The sequence below is a fragment of the Streptomyces sp. NPDC013457 genome (genome assembly GCF_043089925.1).
In the GTDB taxonomy this organism is placed as follows: domain Bacteria; phylum Actinomycetota; class Actinomycetes; order Streptomycetales; family Streptomycetaceae; genus Streptomyces.
Window position 1 is genome coordinate 640777 of the sequence record NZ_JBICBL010000003.1, and the last position, 15548, is coordinate 656324.

The 15548-nt window shown below is 70.5% G+C and carries 17 protein-coding genes; 9 read left to right on the plus strand and 8 right to left on the minus strand.

From position 1 onward, the window contains the following. Window positions 1-157 precede the first annotated feature (157 nt). Window positions 158-2743 (plus strand): FHA domain-containing protein, encoded by a 2586-nt coding sequence (locus ACF1G2_RS11790; protein WP_391798106.1) that lies wholly within the window; start codon window positions 158-160, stop codon window positions 2741-2743. 91 nt (window positions 2744-2834) lie between these two features. On the opposite strand, the gene ACF1G2_RS11795 is transcribed toward ACF1G2_RS11790, so the two are convergent. The 3 genes from ACF1G2_RS11795 to ACF1G2_RS11805 all read right to left on the minus strand — a co-directional run bounded on the left by ACF1G2_RS11795 (window position 2835) and on the right by ACF1G2_RS11805 (window position 5662). Continuing rightward, window positions 2835-3584, minus strand: coding sequence for a transglycosylase SLT domain-containing protein (locus ACF1G2_RS11795; protein ID WP_391798107.1), 750 nt, complete (start codon window positions 3582-3584; stop codon window positions 2835-2837). Window positions 3585-3887: 303 nt separating this feature from the next. Continuing rightward, window positions 3888-4955, minus strand: coding sequence for an S-adenosylmethionine:tRNA ribosyltransferase-isomerase (locus tag ACF1G2_RS11800; protein WP_391798148.1), 1068 nt, complete (start codon window positions 4953-4955; stop codon window positions 3888-3890). 2 nt (window positions 4956-4957) lie between these two features. Next, entirely contained in the window at window positions 4958-5662 is a 705-nt protein-coding gene (locus tag ACF1G2_RS11805; RefSeq protein ID WP_391798108.1) for an SDR family NAD(P)-dependent oxidoreductase, read from the minus strand. A 171-nt stretch (window positions 5663-5833) separates the two neighbouring features. Between ACF1G2_RS11805 and ACF1G2_RS11810 the strand changes: the two genes are divergently transcribed. From ACF1G2_RS11810 to ACF1G2_RS11820, 3 genes are all read left to right on the plus strand, one after another. Then, a complete protein-coding gene (locus ACF1G2_RS11810) occupies window positions 5834-6979 on the plus strand; it encodes a GAF domain-containing sensor histidine kinase (protein WP_391798109.1) in 1146 nt (381 codons plus the stop codon). Beyond that, the gene (locus ACF1G2_RS11815) at window positions 6972-7616 is read left to right on the plus strand and encodes a response regulator transcription factor (RefSeq protein ID WP_352192482.1); all 645 of its coding nucleotides are present in this window, start codon (window positions 6972-6974) and stop codon (window positions 7614-7616) included. The genes ACF1G2_RS11810 and ACF1G2_RS11815 overlap by 8 nt, the downstream gene beginning before the upstream one ends. Before the next feature lie 147 nt (window positions 7617-7763). Further along, window positions 7764-8006: a chaplin gene (locus ACF1G2_RS11820; protein ID WP_391798110.1), complete on the plus strand. Its 243-nt coding sequence runs from the start codon at window positions 7764-7766 to the stop codon at window positions 8004-8006. Window positions 8007-8102: 96 nt separating this feature from the next. On the opposite strand, the gene ACF1G2_RS11825 is transcribed toward ACF1G2_RS11820, so the two are convergent. Then, window positions 8103-8882 (minus strand): hypothetical protein, encoded by a 780-nt coding sequence (locus tag ACF1G2_RS11825; RefSeq protein ID WP_391798111.1) that lies wholly within the window; start codon window positions 8880-8882, stop codon window positions 8103-8105. Window positions 8883-9034: 152 nt separating this feature from the next. Here ACF1G2_RS11825 and ACF1G2_RS11830 point away from each other — a divergent pair, with 152 nt between their 5' ends. The 4 genes from ACF1G2_RS11830 to ACF1G2_RS11845 all read left to right on the plus strand — a co-directional run bounded on the left by ACF1G2_RS11830 (window position 9035) and on the right by ACF1G2_RS11845 (window position 12283). After that, window positions 9035-9826 (plus strand): ABC transporter ATP-binding protein, encoded by a 792-nt coding sequence (locus tag ACF1G2_RS11830; protein ID WP_391798112.1) that lies wholly within the window; start codon window positions 9035-9037, stop codon window positions 9824-9826. A 90-nt stretch (window positions 9827-9916) separates the two neighbouring features. Then, the gene (locus ACF1G2_RS11835) at window positions 9917-10345 is read left to right on the plus strand and encodes an NfeD family protein (protein ID WP_391798113.1); all 429 of its coding nucleotides are present in this window, start codon (window positions 9917-9919) and stop codon (window positions 10343-10345) included. 114 nt (window positions 10346-10459) lie between these two features. Next, entirely contained in the window at window positions 10460-11419 is a 960-nt protein-coding gene (locus ACF1G2_RS11840; protein WP_383180095.1) for an SPFH domain-containing protein, read from the plus strand. Between the two features lie 96 nt (window positions 11420-11515). Continuing rightward, window positions 11516-12283 (plus strand): sulfite exporter TauE/SafE family protein, encoded by a 768-nt coding sequence (locus ACF1G2_RS11845; protein ID WP_391798114.1) that lies wholly within the window; start codon window positions 11516-11518, stop codon window positions 12281-12283. Between the two features lie 57 nt (window positions 12284-12340). Here the strand turns inward: ACF1G2_RS11845 and ACF1G2_RS11850 are convergent, their stop codons facing one another. The 3 genes from ACF1G2_RS11850 to ACF1G2_RS11860 form a co-directional block, all read right to left on the minus strand. Continuing rightward, the gene (locus ACF1G2_RS11850; RefSeq protein ID WP_352192489.1) at window positions 12341-12847 is read right to left on the minus strand and encodes an HNH endonuclease; all 507 of its coding nucleotides are present in this window, start codon (window positions 12845-12847) and stop codon (window positions 12341-12343) included. Window positions 12848-13009: 162 nt separating this feature from the next. Beyond that, a complete protein-coding gene (locus tag ACF1G2_RS11855; protein ID WP_391798115.1) occupies window positions 13010-13549 on the minus strand; it encodes a YbhB/YbcL family Raf kinase inhibitor-like protein in 540 nt (179 codons plus the stop codon). A gap of 42 nt (window positions 13550-13591) precedes the next feature. Continuing rightward, window positions 13592-14374, minus strand: a complete 783-nt coding sequence (locus tag ACF1G2_RS11860; protein WP_352192491.1) for a sporulation protein — start codon at window positions 14372-14374, stop codon at window positions 13592-13594. 105 nt (window positions 14375-14479) lie between these two features. Between ACF1G2_RS11860 and ACF1G2_RS11865 the strand changes: the two genes are divergently transcribed. Then, window positions 14480-15121, plus strand: coding sequence for a DNA-3-methyladenine glycosylase (locus ACF1G2_RS11865; RefSeq protein WP_391798116.1), 642 nt, complete (start codon window positions 14480-14482; stop codon window positions 15119-15121). A 163-nt stretch (window positions 15122-15284) separates the two neighbouring features. Here the strand turns inward: ACF1G2_RS11865 and ACF1G2_RS11870 are convergent. Further along, the coding region (locus tag ACF1G2_RS11870; RefSeq protein WP_391798117.1) for a hypothetical protein at window positions 15285-15548 on the minus strand (264 nt) is incomplete at its 5' end.

The following is a 15548-nucleotide window of genomic DNA, read 5'->3' on the forward strand; positions in this document are numbered from 1 at the left end:
GTGACTTCCGGCGGCTCGCCCGCCGGCGTGCCGAACGCCTCTCTGCGGGGTCTTCACACGGCCCGACTTTCGGAGTACGGGCCCGGCCTGAAATAGTTCCCCCCGATGTTCGCCATCCCTAAGACTCCCGCGACGGGGGTACATCGGGGGACAAATAGTGGGGCATGGAGTGCCAGAACTCGTACTGGAATTGAACGGAAGGACCTGGACGCTCGATCCGTCCAGGTCGTACACCCTGGGACGCGATCCACAGGGTGACCTGGTGATCGACGACGCCAGGGTCTCGTGGCGACACGCCACCATCAGCTGGGGCGGCCGGAGTTGGGTCATCGAGGACCACGGCTCGACCAACGGCACCTTCGTCCGGGGGCAGCGGATCCACCAGATGGAGATCGCCCCCGGATCCGCGGTGCACCTCGGCAACGCGACCGACGGCCCGCGGCTGAATCTCGCCGCCGGAGCCCAGCAGGCCGCGCAGCAACCCGCGGCCCACGCCGCCCCGAACGCCCAGCAGGCCGCCGCACAGGCCGACTGGGCGACCCATCAGGCTCCGCCGCAGCAGGGCCAGAACCAGGCCCCGCAGCAGGCCTGGCCGCAGCAGGCTCCGCAGGGCCAGCACCAGCAGTACCCGCAGCAGCACCTCCCGCACCAGCAGGGCGGCCCCGTCGAGCAGTTGGCGCAGAAGGTGCCCGGCCAGGGAGGCGGCGCCGCGGGGGCGCCGCCGGTCTACGGCGACCGCAGCCCCACCACGTTCCACCAGCTGGCCCTCGGCCACGTCATGCGCATCGGTCGTGCGCTCGAGAACGAACTGGTCGTCTCCGACCTCCAGGTCTCGCGCCACCACGCCGAGTTCCACGCGACGCCCGACGGCCGCTTCGAGATCCGCGACCTCGGCTCTCACAACGGCACGTACGTCAACGGTCAGCCGATCGCCAAGGGCGGCTCCGTCCTCATCGGCCCCAACGACATCGTCGGTGTCGGTCACTCGACCTTCCGGATGGTCGGCGGCCAGCTCGAGGAGTTCGTCGACACCGGCGAGGTCTCCTTCTCGGCCCGCCACCTCACGGTCACGGTCGACGGCGGCAAGCAGATCCTCAAGGACGTCAGCTTCGGCGTGCCGGAGAAGTCGCTCATCGGCGTCATCGGCCCCTCGGGTTCCGGCAAGTCCACGCTGCTCAAGGCGCTCACCGGCTACCGACCGGCCAACGAGGGCGACGTCCTCTACGACAACCGGAGCCTCTACAAGCAGTTCGCCGAGCTGCGTCAGCGCATCGGTCTCGTTCCGCAGGACGACATCCTGCACAAGGAGCTGACCGTACAGAAGGCACTCCGGTACGCGGCCAAGCTCCGCTTCCCCGGCGACACCGCGCCGGCCGAGCGCGAGGCCCGCATCGACGAGGTGCTGCGCGAGCTCAAGCTCGACATCCACAAGGAGAAGAAGGTCACCTCCCTCTCCGGTGGCCAGCGCAAGCGTGTCTCCGTCGCCCTGGAGCTCCTCACCAAGCCGTCGCTGATCTTCCTGGACGAGCCGACCTCCGGCCTCGACCCCGGCATGGACCGCGACGTCATGCAGCTGCTGCGCGGCCTCGCCGACGACGGCCGCACGGTCCTCGTCGTGACGCACTCCGTGGCCGAGCTCGGTCTCTGCGACAAGCTGCTCGTGATGGCGCCCGGCGGCTCCGTGGCCTACTTCGGCCCGCCGGAGGAGGCGCTGAACTTCTTCGGCTACAGCACCTGGGCCGACGTCTTCTCCGCCTTCGAGAACTACCGCGACTACGACTGGGCGGGCCGCTGGAAGGGCTCGCAGCACTACCAGATGTACGCCGCGGACATCGACGCCGTCGCCGCCCAGCCCGTCCAGATGCCGCAGCAGGCGATGGCCCGGCCGCCCAAGCCGCAGGGCTGGGGCTCCCAGCTGTGGACCCTGATCCGCCGCTACGCCTCGGTGATCGCGTCCGACAAGGGCTTCATGGGCCTGATGGTGATCCTGCCGGCCGTCCTCGGCGCGGTCTCCGTCGTCATCCCCGCCGACTTCGGCCTCGGCAAGCCCACACCGCCGTCCCGCTTCAACGGGGACGCGGGCACGATCATGCTGATCCTCGCGGTCGGCATGTGCTTCAGCGGCGCGGCCAACTCCGTACGTGAGCTGATCAAGGAACGGGTCATCTACGAACGGGAGCGGGCGACCGGCCTCTCCCGCTCGGCGTACCTGATGTCCAAGGTCATCGTGCTCGGCCTGATCACCGCCCTCCAGGGCGTGATCATCTGCGGCATCGGCTTCGCCACCCGCGAGCTGCCGGAGGAGGGCCTGGTCCTGCCGCCGGCCGTCGAGCTCTGCGTCACGATCATCGCGCTCGGCTTCACCTCGATGATGTTCGGCCTGGTCATCTCCTCGCTGGTGAAGACCGCCGAGAAGACGATGCCGCTGCTCGTCATGTTCGCGATCGTCCAGGTCGTCTTCACCGGCATCCTCTTCCAGGTGTACGGATCGCCCGGCCTGGAGCAGTTCGCCTGGCTCATGCCCTCGCGCTGGGCCATCGCCGCCGCGGGTTCGACGCTCGACCTCGGCCACCTGATGCCGCCGTGGGACCCCAAGGACCCGACCAACCTGGACCCGCTGTGGGACAGCACGGTCGGCCAGTGGGGCTTCAACCTCACGGTCCTGGTGCTCATCGGCGTCGTCTGCGCCTTCGTCGTGGCGCGCCTGCTGCGCCGCCACGAGCCCGAGGTCATGCGCAAGTAGCCACGGGCCTCACGAGACGCCGAAGGGCGGCACCCCTGCACGGGGTGCCGCCCTTCGCGTGGTTCTGACGGGCTCGGGGGCGCCGACAGGATCAGTACGCGCTGTTGACGTTGTCGATCGAGCCGTAGCGGTCGGCCGCGTAGTTGGCGGCGGCGACGATGTTGGCGACCGGGTCGTACTGGTCGAACTTGGTGCCCGCGACGTGGTAGGCCTTGAAGGTCGGGTAGATGACCTGCAGCAGGCCCTTCGAGGGCACGCCGTTGATGGCGTTGATGTCCCAGTTGTTGATGGCCCGCGGGTTGCCGCTGGACTCACGCATGATGTTCTTGTGCAGGCCGTTGTACGAGCCCGGAATGTTGTGCTTGTCCATGATGAACAGCGCCTCGCGGATCCAGCCGTCGAGGTTGTTCGCGAAGACGGGCGTGCGGGCGGCGGCACGGCTCGCGGCCGCCTTCGCCTCGGCGCGCTTCTTCGCCTCGGCCTTGGCCTTGGCCTCGGCGGCGGCCTTGGCGTCGGCCTTGGCCTTCGCCTCGGCGGCGGCCTTGGCGGCCTTCGCCTTCGCCGCGGCGGCGGCCTTCGCGTCCGCCTCGGCCTTGGCCTTGAGGCTGATGGCGTCCTGCTGCGCGGTGAGGCTCGTGTGCAGGGCCTTGGCCTGCGGGCTGTTCGCGTCGTAGGCGAGCGCGACCTGCTGGCTGTTCATGAGCGCCTGGGGCTCGGTCTCCGCGGCGGCGTTGCCGGGGACCAGGGTGAAACCGAGGGCGACGGCGCCGAGGGCAGCGACGCCGGCAAGGGAAGCCTTGTGCGTCTTCTTCAGGCGATAGTGGCCAGGAGTGTTAGACATGCGGGACTACCTCTTCGAATCGCTGGGGGGTCGCTCAGGCCGGGGCGGCGCTGCGCCTGCTCGGCGGCGACGAACGCAATTCTTAGCGGCAGCAAAATCCTGTGGCAAAGGTGTGACGTACGACCCCAGGTAGTGGATCAGGGGCCCGCGCATAGCCCACCAAAACCCCCATAGGGCCCGCTCATACGGTCCTTATTTGCCCAATAAGGAACCACTAGGGGTCTTCGTAAGTGACCTGCGTCCTATGCGCGGGCTCACATAGGGCAGGTAACAGCCTCACCGGGCGTTGCTCACGCAATGCACTCAGTGAGGGCTCTCCTCCGGGAGGAGGAGGTGGACGTCGCCGAACTCGTGCCAGAGGTAGAGCTCTTGCACGGCCTCGGTGTAGGCCCGGTGCAGCGCGGCCTCTCCGGCGATCGCCTCCAGCATCAGCAGATGAGAGGCCCGGGGCTCGTGCAGCCCGGTCAACAGCCCGTCCACCACGCGTACCCCGCGCGCCGGGGTCACCACCAGGTCCGTCCACCCGCACGCCGCCCGCACCTCACCCCCCTCGCCCGCGGCCGACTCCAGCGCCCGTACGGCCGTCGTCCCCACGGCCACGACCCGGCCCCCGCCCGCCCTCGCCGCGTTCACCAGCCGCGCCGTCGTCGCCGGCACCTCGAAGCGTTCCGGGTAGGGCGGCTCGTGCGCCTCCGCCGACGCCACACCCGTATGAAGCGTGAGCGGGGCGAACTGGATCCCCCGGCTCACCAGCTCCGCCACCAGCCGGGCCGTGAACGGCCGCCCCGCGCTCGGCATCTCCGCCGACCCGGCACCGTCGGGGGAGGGGAGCGAGAAGACCGTCTGGTACGCGGAGAGCGGCTGGTCCCGCTCCGTGTACCCGTACCGGATCGGGCGCCCGTACCGCGCCAGCAGGGCGGGCACGGGCGTGTCCGCCCTCGCCCACCACAGCCGCGCCGCCCCGGGGGCCAGCGGCTCCGTCAGGACGAGCCGGGCCCCTCCCGGCAGCCGGACCACCGCCCCCGCCGGCCCGCCCGGCCGCGGCCGGGTGCTGCCCCGGCCGTCCGGCTCCCGCACCTCGACGGCCCAGCGGCCGTCCTCCCCACGCGTCGAGAAGTGGACGACGACCCGCTCGCCGCCGCCGTCGGCGCACAGCCGGCCGGTGACGGCGGCCGCCAGCGTCGCGCTCGTGTTCACGACCAGCACGTCCCCGGCCCTCAGCACGCCCGGCAGCTCACGGAACGCGCGGTGCGACACCTCCGTGCCGTACGAGACCAGCAGCCGTACGTCGTCCCGCCCCCGCCCCGGCGCCCGCTGCTCGGCCGGTACCCGCGCCGACAGCTCCGCAGGCACACGGAGGGCCTCGAGCACGCTCATCGGACCCCCTCCGCCCCGACGAGCCCCGCGGCCGTGTACCGCCCGCTCGGCGGCCTCCGGTCGAGCAGCGCGAGGAACCCCGGAACCACCGACTCCGGCGCCGGACGCGGATCGTCGTCGTCCGGGACGGCCGCCGCGTACAGATCCGTGGCCATGTCCCCCGGATCCACGGCCCACACCCCGAGCCCCGGCTCCTCGACGGCCAGCACGGCCATCAGCCGGTCGAGGGCCGCCTTTGACGCCCCGTACCCGCCCCACGTCTCGTACGCCTCCACCGCCGCGTCCGACGTCACCGCGACCACCGCCCCCGCCCCGCTCTCCCTGAGGAGCGGCAGCGCCTCCCGGACGAGACCCAGCGCGGCCACCACGTTCGTCTCCAGCGCCGCCTGCAGACCGTCCGGCGACAGCTCCTCGAGCCGCACCAGCGGCTCGGCCCCCAGCGCGCTCGCGTTGTGCACCAGCAGATCCAGCCCCCCGAGCTCCCTCGCGGCGGCCACCAGCTCCCGGCGGTGGACCGCGTCCGTCACATCCCCGGCGAGCGCCACGGCCCGCGCCCCACGCCCGCGTGCCGCCCTCGCGCTCTCCTCCAGCGCCTCCGGCGTCCGCGCGTCGAGCACCAGATCCCAGCCCCGATCCGCGAGCGCGCCGGCCAGCGCACGCCCCAGCCCCTTCGACGCCCCCGTGATCACCGCGACAGCCATGACGTCCATCCCCTCTCGTAGCGATGGATCCAGCCTCCGGCCGCCGCCCCGCCCGCCGCCTCGTCCCCGAGCCCCGACCGCCCAAGGCACTTCGGCCTAGTCCCCGGGTCCTAGGCGACCGCCGTCCCCGGACGGATACGCACCGTCACAGCCCACCGGTACGGTGAGTGCATGAGTCACCGACCGAGCTCCGGCCTCGCCGCCGTGAGCACCGCGCTCCTGGCGATGAGCCGCCACCTGGAGGTGCGCGACGTCCTCAAGACGATCGTCGCCTCCGCCCGTGAGCTCCTCGACGCCGAGTACGCGGCGCTGGGCGTCCCGGACGACCACGGCGGCTTCGCCCAGTTCGTCGTGGACGGCGTCAGCGACGAGCAGTGGCGCGCGATCGGGCCGCTGCCCCGCCAGCACGGCATCCTCGCGGCGATGCTCCACAAGGCCGAGCCCGAGCGACTCGCCGACGTCCGCGAGGACCCCCGCTTCGAGGGCTGGCCGTCCGCCCACCCGGACATGTCCGACTTCCTCGGCCTGCCCATCCAGGACGGCGAGGAGACCATCGGCGCCCTCTTCCTCGCCAACAAGCGCTGCCCCAAGCCGGACGGCGGCTGCGGCTTCACGGAGGAGGACGAGGAACTGCTCTCGATCCTCGCCCAGCACGCCGCGATCGCCCTGACCAACGCCCGGCTCTACGAACGCAGCCGCGAGCTCACCATCGCCGAGGAGCGCTCGCGCCTCGCCCACGAGCTGCACGATGCCGTCAGCCAGAAGCTCTTCTCGCTCCGGCTCACCGCCCAGGCCGCGGCCGCCCTCGTCGACCGCGACCCGGCCCGGGCCAAGGGCGAGCTCCAGCAGGTCGCCGCGCTCGCCGCCGAGGCCGCGGACGAGCTGCGCGCCGCCGTCGTCGAGCTGCGCCCCGCCGCGCTCGACGAGGACGGCCTCGTCCACACCCTCCGTACACAGATCCAGGTGCTCGACCGGGCCCACACCGCCCGCGTCACCTTCGACAGCACGGGTGTGCGCGCGCTGCCCGCCGCCCAGGAGGAGGCCATGCTCCGGGTCGCCCAGGAGGCCCTGCACAACGCGCTGCGGCACGCGGAGCCGGAGCGGGTCGCCGTCTCCCTCTTCCGGCACGGGCAGGGCGCGCTGCTCACCGTCGCCGACGACGGCAAGGGCTTCGACCCCCGTACGGTCCGCCGGGCCGGCCGGCACCTCGGCCTGGTCTCCATGCGCGACCGGGCGGGCGGGGTCGGCGGCACACTCACCGTGACGTCGGAGCCGGGCCGAGGCACCACGATCGAGATGGAGGTTCCCGGTGGCTGAGAAGGTCATTCGCGTTCTGCTGGTCGACGACCACCAGGTGGTGCGGCGCGGTCTGCGGACCTTCCTCGAGGTCCAGGACGACATAGAGGTCGTCGGGGAGGCCTCCGACGGCGCCGAGGGCGTCGCCCGCGCGGAGGAGCTGCGGCCCGACGTGGTCCTGATGGACGTCAAGATGCCCGGCATGGACGGCATCGAGGCGCTGCGGAAGCTGCGCGAGCTGGCGAACCCGGCGAAGGTGCTGATCGTCACGAGCTTCACCGAGCAGCGCACGGTCGTCCCCGCGCTGCGCGCCGGCGCCTCCGGCTACGTCTACAAGGACGTGGACCCGGACGCGCTGGCGGGTGCGATCAGGTCCGTGCACGCGGGCCATGTCCTGCTGCAGCCGGAGGTGGCCGGGGCGCTGCTCTCCCAGGAGGAGGGGCACGGGGGGACGGGCCGCGGGTCGACGCTGACGGAGCGGGAGCAGGAGGTGCTGGGCCTGATAGCCGACGGCCGGTCGAACCGGGAGATCGCGCGGGCGCTCGTCCTGTCGGAGAAGACGGTCAAGACGCACGTGTCGAACATCCTGATGAAGCTCGATCTGGCGGACCGGACGCAGGCGGCGCTGTGGGCGGTGCGGCACGGCCTGACCCCGTGAGACGGATGGGACGGAAGGGGCACCTCCGTTCTCATCTTCATACCGTCGGGTGTATGTCCCCCGTTCGGCGCAACCCGGCGGGGGCGGGGGCGTTCTCCATGGCGTGCTGCGGCGGCCGGCCGCAGCGAATACCAGGAGGATCCTGAAGTGAAGAACCTGAAGAAGGCCGCTGCCCTCACCATGGTCGCCGGTGGCATCGTCGCCGCGGGTGCGGGTGTCGCCTCCGCCCACGGCGCGGACGCGCAGGGCAAGGCCCTCAACTCGCCGGGCGTCGCCTCCGGCAACCTGGTGCAGGTCCCGGTCCACGTCCCCGTGAACGTCTCGGGCAACACGATCAACGTGATCGGCCTGCTCAACCCGGCCTTCGGCAACGGCGCCGTCAACCACTGACGCCCCCCGCCAAGCCCGGCCCCCGCCATCCCCCGGGAGCCGGGCTTCGCCATGTCGGCGCCCGCGCCGCTCGTACGTGACCGGGCCGCCCCGGGGTCAGCGCTCGCGTTCTTCCACGTAGGCGTTGTAGGCGGCCACCTGCGCCCGCCGGGCGACCCGCTCCACCGGCCGCAACGCCGCCCCGCGCGCCGCCATCTCCGAGGCGCTCACCGCGCCGCCGTGGCCGTGGTCGTACGCCAGGTCGATCATGAGGCCCACCCGCTGGGCCAGCTCCAGCACCCGTACCGCCCGCGCCGGATAGCCCGGAGCCAGCACCTCGCGGCCCGCCTCCGCCCGGGCCCGGTACGCCTCGCGCGCCGCGTCCGCCATCGGGCCCGAGGCCGCCACGTCCAGCCGCGTCAGCACCGACGTCGCCTCGCGCAGCGCCTCCGCAAGCTCCCGCTCCGCCTCACCGAGCGACGGCACGTCCGCGGGCGGGGCCTCCCGCACGGACAGACAGCGCCAGACCACCTCCACGTGCACGTCGCCCACCGGCCCCGCCTCCGTGACCTCCGGCACAAGACCGTACGGAGCGCCGAAGCCGACCACCGCCTCCTCCGCCTCGATCGCCCGCGCGTTGAAGTCCGGCGGCCCGCTCAGCCCCAGCGGATGCCCCGGCGTGGGCAGCGCCACCCGCCATCCGGTCACCCCGAGCCGCCTCAGCCGCCCGAGCGCCAGGGTCAGTCCGACCTGCCCCGCCTCACCCGGCAGCCCCTCGACGCGGTGCACCGCGTCCTCCCCGACAATGGCCAGCGCCGCGTCGTCCGGCGACACCGATCCGGCCAGCAGGGCATTGCCCCAGGCGGCCAGTCGTCCTGAGCGTGGTTCCGCAAGCATGCCCACAGCGTAGGGACTCCCCGCACCCGGGAAGGGAAGTACCGGACCTAAGGACCGGCCCGCTCCGACAGTGGCGTAGGTTTTCCCTGGACGCCGCGCCCACAGACGCATGGCGACGACACGACTCGACCGCAAGGGGAGACAACGCGCTCATGAGCGATGTACTGGAGCTGGTGGACGTATCCGTGGTCCGCGACGGACGGGCTCTGGTGGACGATGTCTCGTGGTCGGTCAAGGAGGGCGAGCGCTGGGTCATCCTCGGCCCCAACGGCGCCGGCAAGACCACCCTCCTCAACATCGCCTCCAGCTACCTCTTCCCCACCACCGGCTCGGCCAAGATCCTCGACGAGCAGCTCGGCAAGGTCGACGTCTTCGACCTCCGCCCGCGCATCGGCATGGCCGGCATCGCCATGGCGGAGAAGCTCCCCAAGAAGCAGACCGTCCTCGAGACCGTCCTCACCGCCGCGTACGGCATGACCGCCACCTGGCACGAGGACTACGACGCCGTCGACGAGCAGCGCGCCCGCGCCTTCCTGGACCGGCTCGGCATGACCGAGTACCTCGACCGCAGGTTCGGCACCCTCTCCGAGGGCGAGCGCAAGCGCACCCTCATCGCCCGCGCGATGATGACCGACCCCGAGCTCCTCCTGCTCGACGAGCCCGCCGCCGGTCTCGACCTCGGCGGCCGCGAGGACCTCGTCCGCCGCCTCGGCCGCCTCGCCCGCGACCCGTACGCCCCCTCCATGATCATGGTCACCCACCATGTCGAGGAGATCGCCCCCGGCTTCACCCACGTCCTGATGATCCGTCAGGGCAAGGTCCTCGCCGCCGGCCCGATGGAGACCGAGCTCACCTCCCGCAACCTCTCCCTCTGCTTCGGCCTCCCGCTCGTCGTCGAGCACGTTGGCGACCGCTACACCGCCCAGGGTCTCCCGCTGAAGTAGCAGGACACGCAAGGGAGTCGGAACCCGGGAGCCGAGACCGCACAGCTCTGCGCCCTGTCCGACTCCACCCCGCCGCCCTACCATGACCATGTGGACATCGACGCATGGGTCTGGTGGCTGATCGGCGCCGTGGGACTGGGCATTCCGCTCGTCCTCACCGCGATGCCCGAATTCGGCATGTTCTCCGTCGGCGCGATCGCCGGAGCCGTCACCGCGGCTCTCGGCTTCGGCATCATCGCGCAGGTGGTCGTCTTCGTCGTCGTCTCCGTCGCGCTGCTCGCGGTGGTCCGCCCCATCGCGGCCCGGCACCGCAACGGACCGCCCCAGCACGCCACGGGCATCGACGCGCTGAAAGGCCGTCAAGCCGTCGTCCTGGAACGGGTCGACGGCGCCGGCGGGCGCATCAAGCTCGCCGGCGAGATCTGGTCCGCCCGCGCGCTCGACTCCGGACTCAGTTTCGAACCCGGCGACCAGGTCGACGTGGTCGAGATCGACGGGGCCACCGCCGTGGTCATGTGACCGGACCTCTTGACCGAACGCCCCCCACGACGGCGCGCGTTCTGGAAAACTCGATCATCGAATCAACCCGGCACATCCGGCAGAGAACCGGCAGCGAAGGGCACAGGGAACACGATGTCAGCAGTCATCATCGTCCTGATCATTCTGGTGGTGCTTGTCTTCATCGCCCTGATCAAGACGATCCAGGTCATCCCGCAGGCGAGCGCCGCGATCGTCGAGCGGTTCGGCCGCTACACCCGCACGCTCAACGCGGGCCTGAACATCGTCGTCCCGTTCATCGACTCGATCCGCAACCGGATCGACCTCCGCGAGCAGGTCGTCCCGTTCCCGCCCCAGCCCGTGATCACCCAGGACAACCTGGTCGTCAACATCGACACCGTCATCTACTACCAGGTGACCGACGCCCGGGCCGCGACCTACGAGGTCGCCAGCTACATCCAGGCCATCGAACAGCTCACCGTCACCACCCTGCGCAACATCATCGGTGGCATGGACCTGGAGCGGACCCTCACCTCCCGCGAGGAGATCAACGCCGCCCTGCGCGGAGTCCTCGACGAGGCCACCGGCAAGTGGGGCATCCGCGTCAACCGCGTCGAGCTCAAGGCGATCGAGCCGCCGACCTCCATCCAGGACTCGATGGAGAAGCAGATGCGCGCCGACCGCGACAAGCGCGCAGCGATCCTCACCGCCGAGGGCATCCGCCAGTCCCAGATCCTCACCGCGGAGGGCGAGAAGCAGTCCGCCATCCTCCGCGCCGAGGGTGAGGCCAAGGCCGCCGCCCTGCGCGCCGAGGGCGAGGCCCAGGCCGTCCGCACGGTCTTCGAGGCCATCCACGCCGGCGACCCGGACCAGAAGCTCCTCTCGTACCAGTACCTCCAGATGCTCCCGAAGATCGCCGAGGGCGACGCCAACAAGCTCTGGATCGTGCCCAGCGAGATCGGCGACGCACTGAAGGGCCTCTCCGGAGCCTTCGGCAACCTCGGCGGCGGAACGCCCGGCTTCAACACCGGCGCGGTACCCAACAGCCGAACGGGCAACGACTCCGAGCGCCGCGAAGCGCCCCCACTCGACTGACGCGTACACGTAGTCGTGCATGATCGGTGCGAGCCCCTCGACCCCGACGGACGTCAGGGCGGGGAGGCGAGCCACTGATCCTGTAAGGAGATGGCGTTGTCCATCTGGGAAGTACTGGCAGTCTTCGCGGCCGGCGTCGGAGCCGGCACCATCAACACCATCGTCGGATCGGGAACGCTCATCACGTTCCCCGTCCTCCTCCTGACCGGCCTCCCGCCGGTCACGGCCACCGTCTCCAACGCCCTCGGCCTCATCCCCGGGTCCATCAGCGGAGCCATCGGCTACCGCGAGGAGCTCAAGGGCCAGCGCCGCAGAGTCCTGCGCCTCGGCGGCGTCGCCGCGATCGGAGGACTCGGCGGAGCCGTCCTCCTGCTGACCCTCCCCGCCCGGGCGTTCGAGACCATCGTCCCCGTCCTCGTCGCCCTCGCGCTGGTCCTGGTCATCCTCCAGCCCCGGATCTCCAAGGCCGTCCAGGCCCGCCGCGAACGCCACGGCAGCCAAGGAGACCCCGACGGCGGCCCGCTCCTGCTCACCGGCCTGCTCCTCGCCAGCGTCTACGGCGGCTACTTCACCGCGGCCCAGGGGATCATCTACCTCTCCCTCATGGGCATGCTCATCGCGGACACCCTCCAGCGCCTCAACGCCGTCAAGAACGTGCTCGCCGCGATCGTCAACAGCATCGCCGCGCTCTTCTTCCTCTTCGTCGCCGACTTCGACTGGACCGCCGTCCTCCTCATCGCCGTCGGCTCCGCCATCGGCGGCCAGATCGGCGCCAAGGTCGGCCGCCGCCTCCCGCCCACGGTCCTGCGGTGCGTCATCGTCGCCGTCGGCACGGTCGCCATCGTGCAGCTGCTGCTCCGCTGAACGTGTGCGGGCCCGCTCCCCGGAGAGGGGAGCGGGCCCGCACACGCACGGATCCGATCAGGCCGCCGTACCGGCCAGCCACTGCGGCAACTCCGACCGCTCACCGGCCCGCATCGCCAGCAACATCGCGTCCGCCGGAGTCGGGACGAACGGCTCGTGCAGCAGCGGCATCCCCGCCTGCTCCGGAGTCCGGTCCGCTTTGCGGTGATTGTCCTCCGCGCAGGACGCCACCGTGTTCAGCCAGCTGTCCCCACCACCCTGCGCCCGCGGCACCACATGGTCCACGGTCGTCGCCCGCCGCCCGCAGTACGCACACCGGTGCTGGTCCCTGACCAGCACACCCCGCCTCGACCACGGCGCCTGTCTTCGGAACGGCACCCGGACGAAGCGGCACAGCCTGATCACCCGGGGCACCGGAATGTCGACCGCGGCGGCACGCATACGCAGCTCGGGATGCTCCTGCTCCACGACGGCCTTGTCCTGAAGGACAAGCACCACCGCACGGTTGAGTGTGACCGTCGACAGCGGCTCGAAGCTCGCGTTCAGTACCAGCGTGTCCCGCATTGTGCCCACCTCCCGTGTGCCGGCCCAGCCCCGCCGCGGGGCTCCGGGCTCGGATCAACTCTGGCCGGGCGCGCCGGGTTGGACAACGGAATATCCGCGCAACGAAAGATGCCCGCTTCTGATCTCTCCAAGACCAGAAGCGGGCAAACAACAAACGAACGCTCAGCTGTGCGCGGGGATCTCGTACTCGCCCACCAGCTGCGCGCGCGCCAGCGTGTGGAAACGCAGGTTGAACCCGACCACCGCGGGCGAGGCGTCGGCGTCCGGACCGAGCTTCTCCTCGTCCACGGCGTAGACGGTGAAGACATAGCGGTGCGAACCGTCACCGGCCGGGGGAGCGGCACCGCCGAAGTCCCGCGAACCGTAGTCGTTACGGACCTGCACGGCACCCGCCGGCAGCCCCTCGAACGACCCCGACCCCGCACCCGCCGGCAGCTCGGTGACCGACGCCGGGATGTCGAACAGCACCCAGTGCCAGAAACCGCTGCCGGTCGGCGCGTCCGGATCGAAGCAGGTGACGGCGAAGCTCTTCGTCTCCGCCGGGAACCCCTCCCAGCGCAGCTGCGGAGAGGTGTTCCCCTCCGCGTACACCTGCGCCTCCTTCAGCACACCGCCCGGCGTGATGTCGTCGCTCACCACGGTGAACGCCGGCACCGGCGGATGGAAATCGTGAGGGAGCGGCGCCCTCTTCCCCTCGGCCACGTCCGTACCTCCGTATCGCTGACCTGCCGTACGGGGGTGAGCCTAGAGCCAGTTGCGCTTGCCGCCGACGTCGGCGAGCCACTGGTTCAGGTACGCGGCCCAGTCGGTCGAATGGAAGTCGGCCAGCCCCACCTTGAAGGCACGGAACGAGTCGCTGCCCTCGCTGAAGAGCCCCGGCTTCTTGTCCATCTCCAGGACGACGTCCATCTCGCGGTCGTCCGCGACGAAGCTGACCTCGACCTGGTTGAGACCGCGGTACTGCTGCGGCGGGAAGAACTCGATCTCCTGGTAGAACGGCAGCTTCTGCCGGGTCCCGCGGATGTGACCCCGCTCCATGTCCGCGCTCTTGAAGCGGAAGCCCAGCTGGATGAAGGCGTCCAGGATCGCCTGCTGCGCCGGCAGCGGGTGGACGTTGATCGGGTCCAGGTCACCGGAGTCCACCGCACGGGCGATCTCCAGCTCGGTGGTCACGCCGATGTTCATGCCGCGCAGCTGCTGCCCCGCGATCGCGGTGACCGGCGTCTCCCAGGGGATCTCCAGACCGAACGGCACCACGTGCACCGCACCCGCCTGCACGGTGAACGCGCCCCCGAGCCGGACCTTCACGAACTCGATGTCCTGCTTCGTCTCCTGGTCCGCACCCTCGACCTCGACACGCGCCTGGAGCCCGACCGAGAGACCCTCGATCTGCTGGTCGACCGACCCGCCCTGGATCCGCACCTCGCCCTGGACGACGCCACCGGGTACGACGTTCTCCTCGGTGAGCACCGTCTCCACCGACGCGCCACCGGCGCCCAGGCTCGCGAGCAGCTTCTTGAATCCCATGAACACTCCCTCTTGGACCTGCTTGGTCTTGACCTCTACATACGCGCGACGACCGTAGCCGGTTCCCCCGTGCCTCCCGGGGCGACCCCAGTACGCTCGGACGCCATGAGCGAGAGCCCCGACCGTACGCCGCTCCCGCGGGACTTCTTCGACCGCCCCGTCCTGGAGGTTGCCCCCGATCTGCTCGGCCGCACTCTCGTCCGGACATCGGACGAGGGCTCCATCGAACTCCGCCTCACAGAGGTGGAGGCGTACGCCGGCGCGATCGACCCCGGCTCCCACGCCTTCCGCGGCCGCACCGCCCGCAACGCGGTCATGTTCGGCCCGCCCGGTCACGCGTACGTCTACTTCACCTACGGCATGTGGCACTGCCTCAACCTGGTGTGCGGCCCCGAGGGCCATGCCAGCGGAGTACTGTTGAGAGCAGGTCGCATCCTGCGCGGCGAGGAGCAGGCCCGCAAACGTCGACTCTCGGCCCGGTACGACAGAGAACTGGCCAAAGGCCCGGCCCGCCTGGCCACGGCCCTCGATGTCGCCCTCTCCCTGAACGGCACCGACGTCTGTGCGGGGCCCGGCACCCCGCTCTCTCTCCTCACCGGCACACCGCCCACGTCCGACCAGGTACGGAACGGCCCGCGCACGGGAGTGGGCGGCGAGGGAGCCCCGCACCCGTGGCGCTTCTGGATCGACGAGGACCCGACGGTCAGCCCGTACCGCGCCCACACGCCACGCAAGAGGTCCTCTTGACTCGACTTGACTCGGGTGCTGTGGACGCCTAACGTAGGCGAGCCGCTTGAAACGGGACGTGCTTGTACAAGCACCCCGGAGCGGCCATCCACTACCTACGACGAACCCCAACGGGTGCGGTTTTCGGCATGCCGAAAACTGGTCCGAATGGCTCGATTATGAGTCACCAGGGAATTCGGCTAAAGTAGTGACCACGCCGAAAGGCAAGGCCCCCCAACAGGCCGCCGGAAAAAATTCCGAACCGGAAACGGAACGGAAAAGGATCTGGTAAGGTTGGAAACACGAAAGACCGAAGGGAAAAGCCCGGAGGAAAGCCCGAGAGGGTGAGTACGAAGGAAGCGTCCGTTCCTTGAGAACTCAACAGCGTGCCAAAAATCAACGCCAGATTAGTTGATACCCCGTCCATCTTCGGATGGTCGAGGTTCCT

Bases quoted from the DNA above. Each gene is read 5' to 3' on its own strand.
- ACF1G2_RS11810 (WP_391798109.1), top strand. From the start codon at position 5,834: ATGAGTCACCGACCGAGCTCCGGCCTCGCCGCCGTGAGCACCGCGCTC.
- ACF1G2_RS11795 (WP_391798107.1), bottom strand. From the start codon at position 3,584: ATGTCTAACACTCCTGGCCACTATCGCCTGAAGAAGACGCACAAGGCT.
- ACF1G2_RS11860 (WP_352192491.1), bottom strand. From the start codon at position 14,374: ATGGGATTCAAGAAGCTGCTCGCGAGCCTGGGCGCCGGTGGCGCGTCG.
- ACF1G2_RS11840 (WP_383180095.1), top strand. From the start codon at position 10,460: ATGTCAGCAGTCATCATCGTCCTGATCATTCTGGTGGTGCTTGTCTTC.
- ACF1G2_RS11805 (WP_391798108.1), bottom strand. From the start codon at position 5,662: ATGGCTGTCGCGGTGATCACGGGGGCGTCGAAGGGGCTGGGGCGTGCG.
- ACF1G2_RS11830 (WP_391798112.1), top strand. From the start codon at position 9,035: ATGAGCGATGTACTGGAGCTGGTGGACGTATCCGTGGTCCGCGACGGA.
- ACF1G2_RS11825 (WP_391798111.1), bottom strand. From the start codon at position 8,882: ATGCTTGCGGAACCACGCTCAGGACGACTGGCCGCCTGGGGCAATGCC.
- ACF1G2_RS11865 (WP_391798116.1), top strand. From the start codon at position 14,480: ATGAGCGAGAGCCCCGACCGTACGCCGCTCCCGCGGGACTTCTTCGAC.
- ACF1G2_RS11850 (WP_352192489.1), bottom strand. From the start codon at position 12,847: ATGCGGGACACGCTGGTACTGAACGCGAGCTTCGAGCCGCTGTCGACG.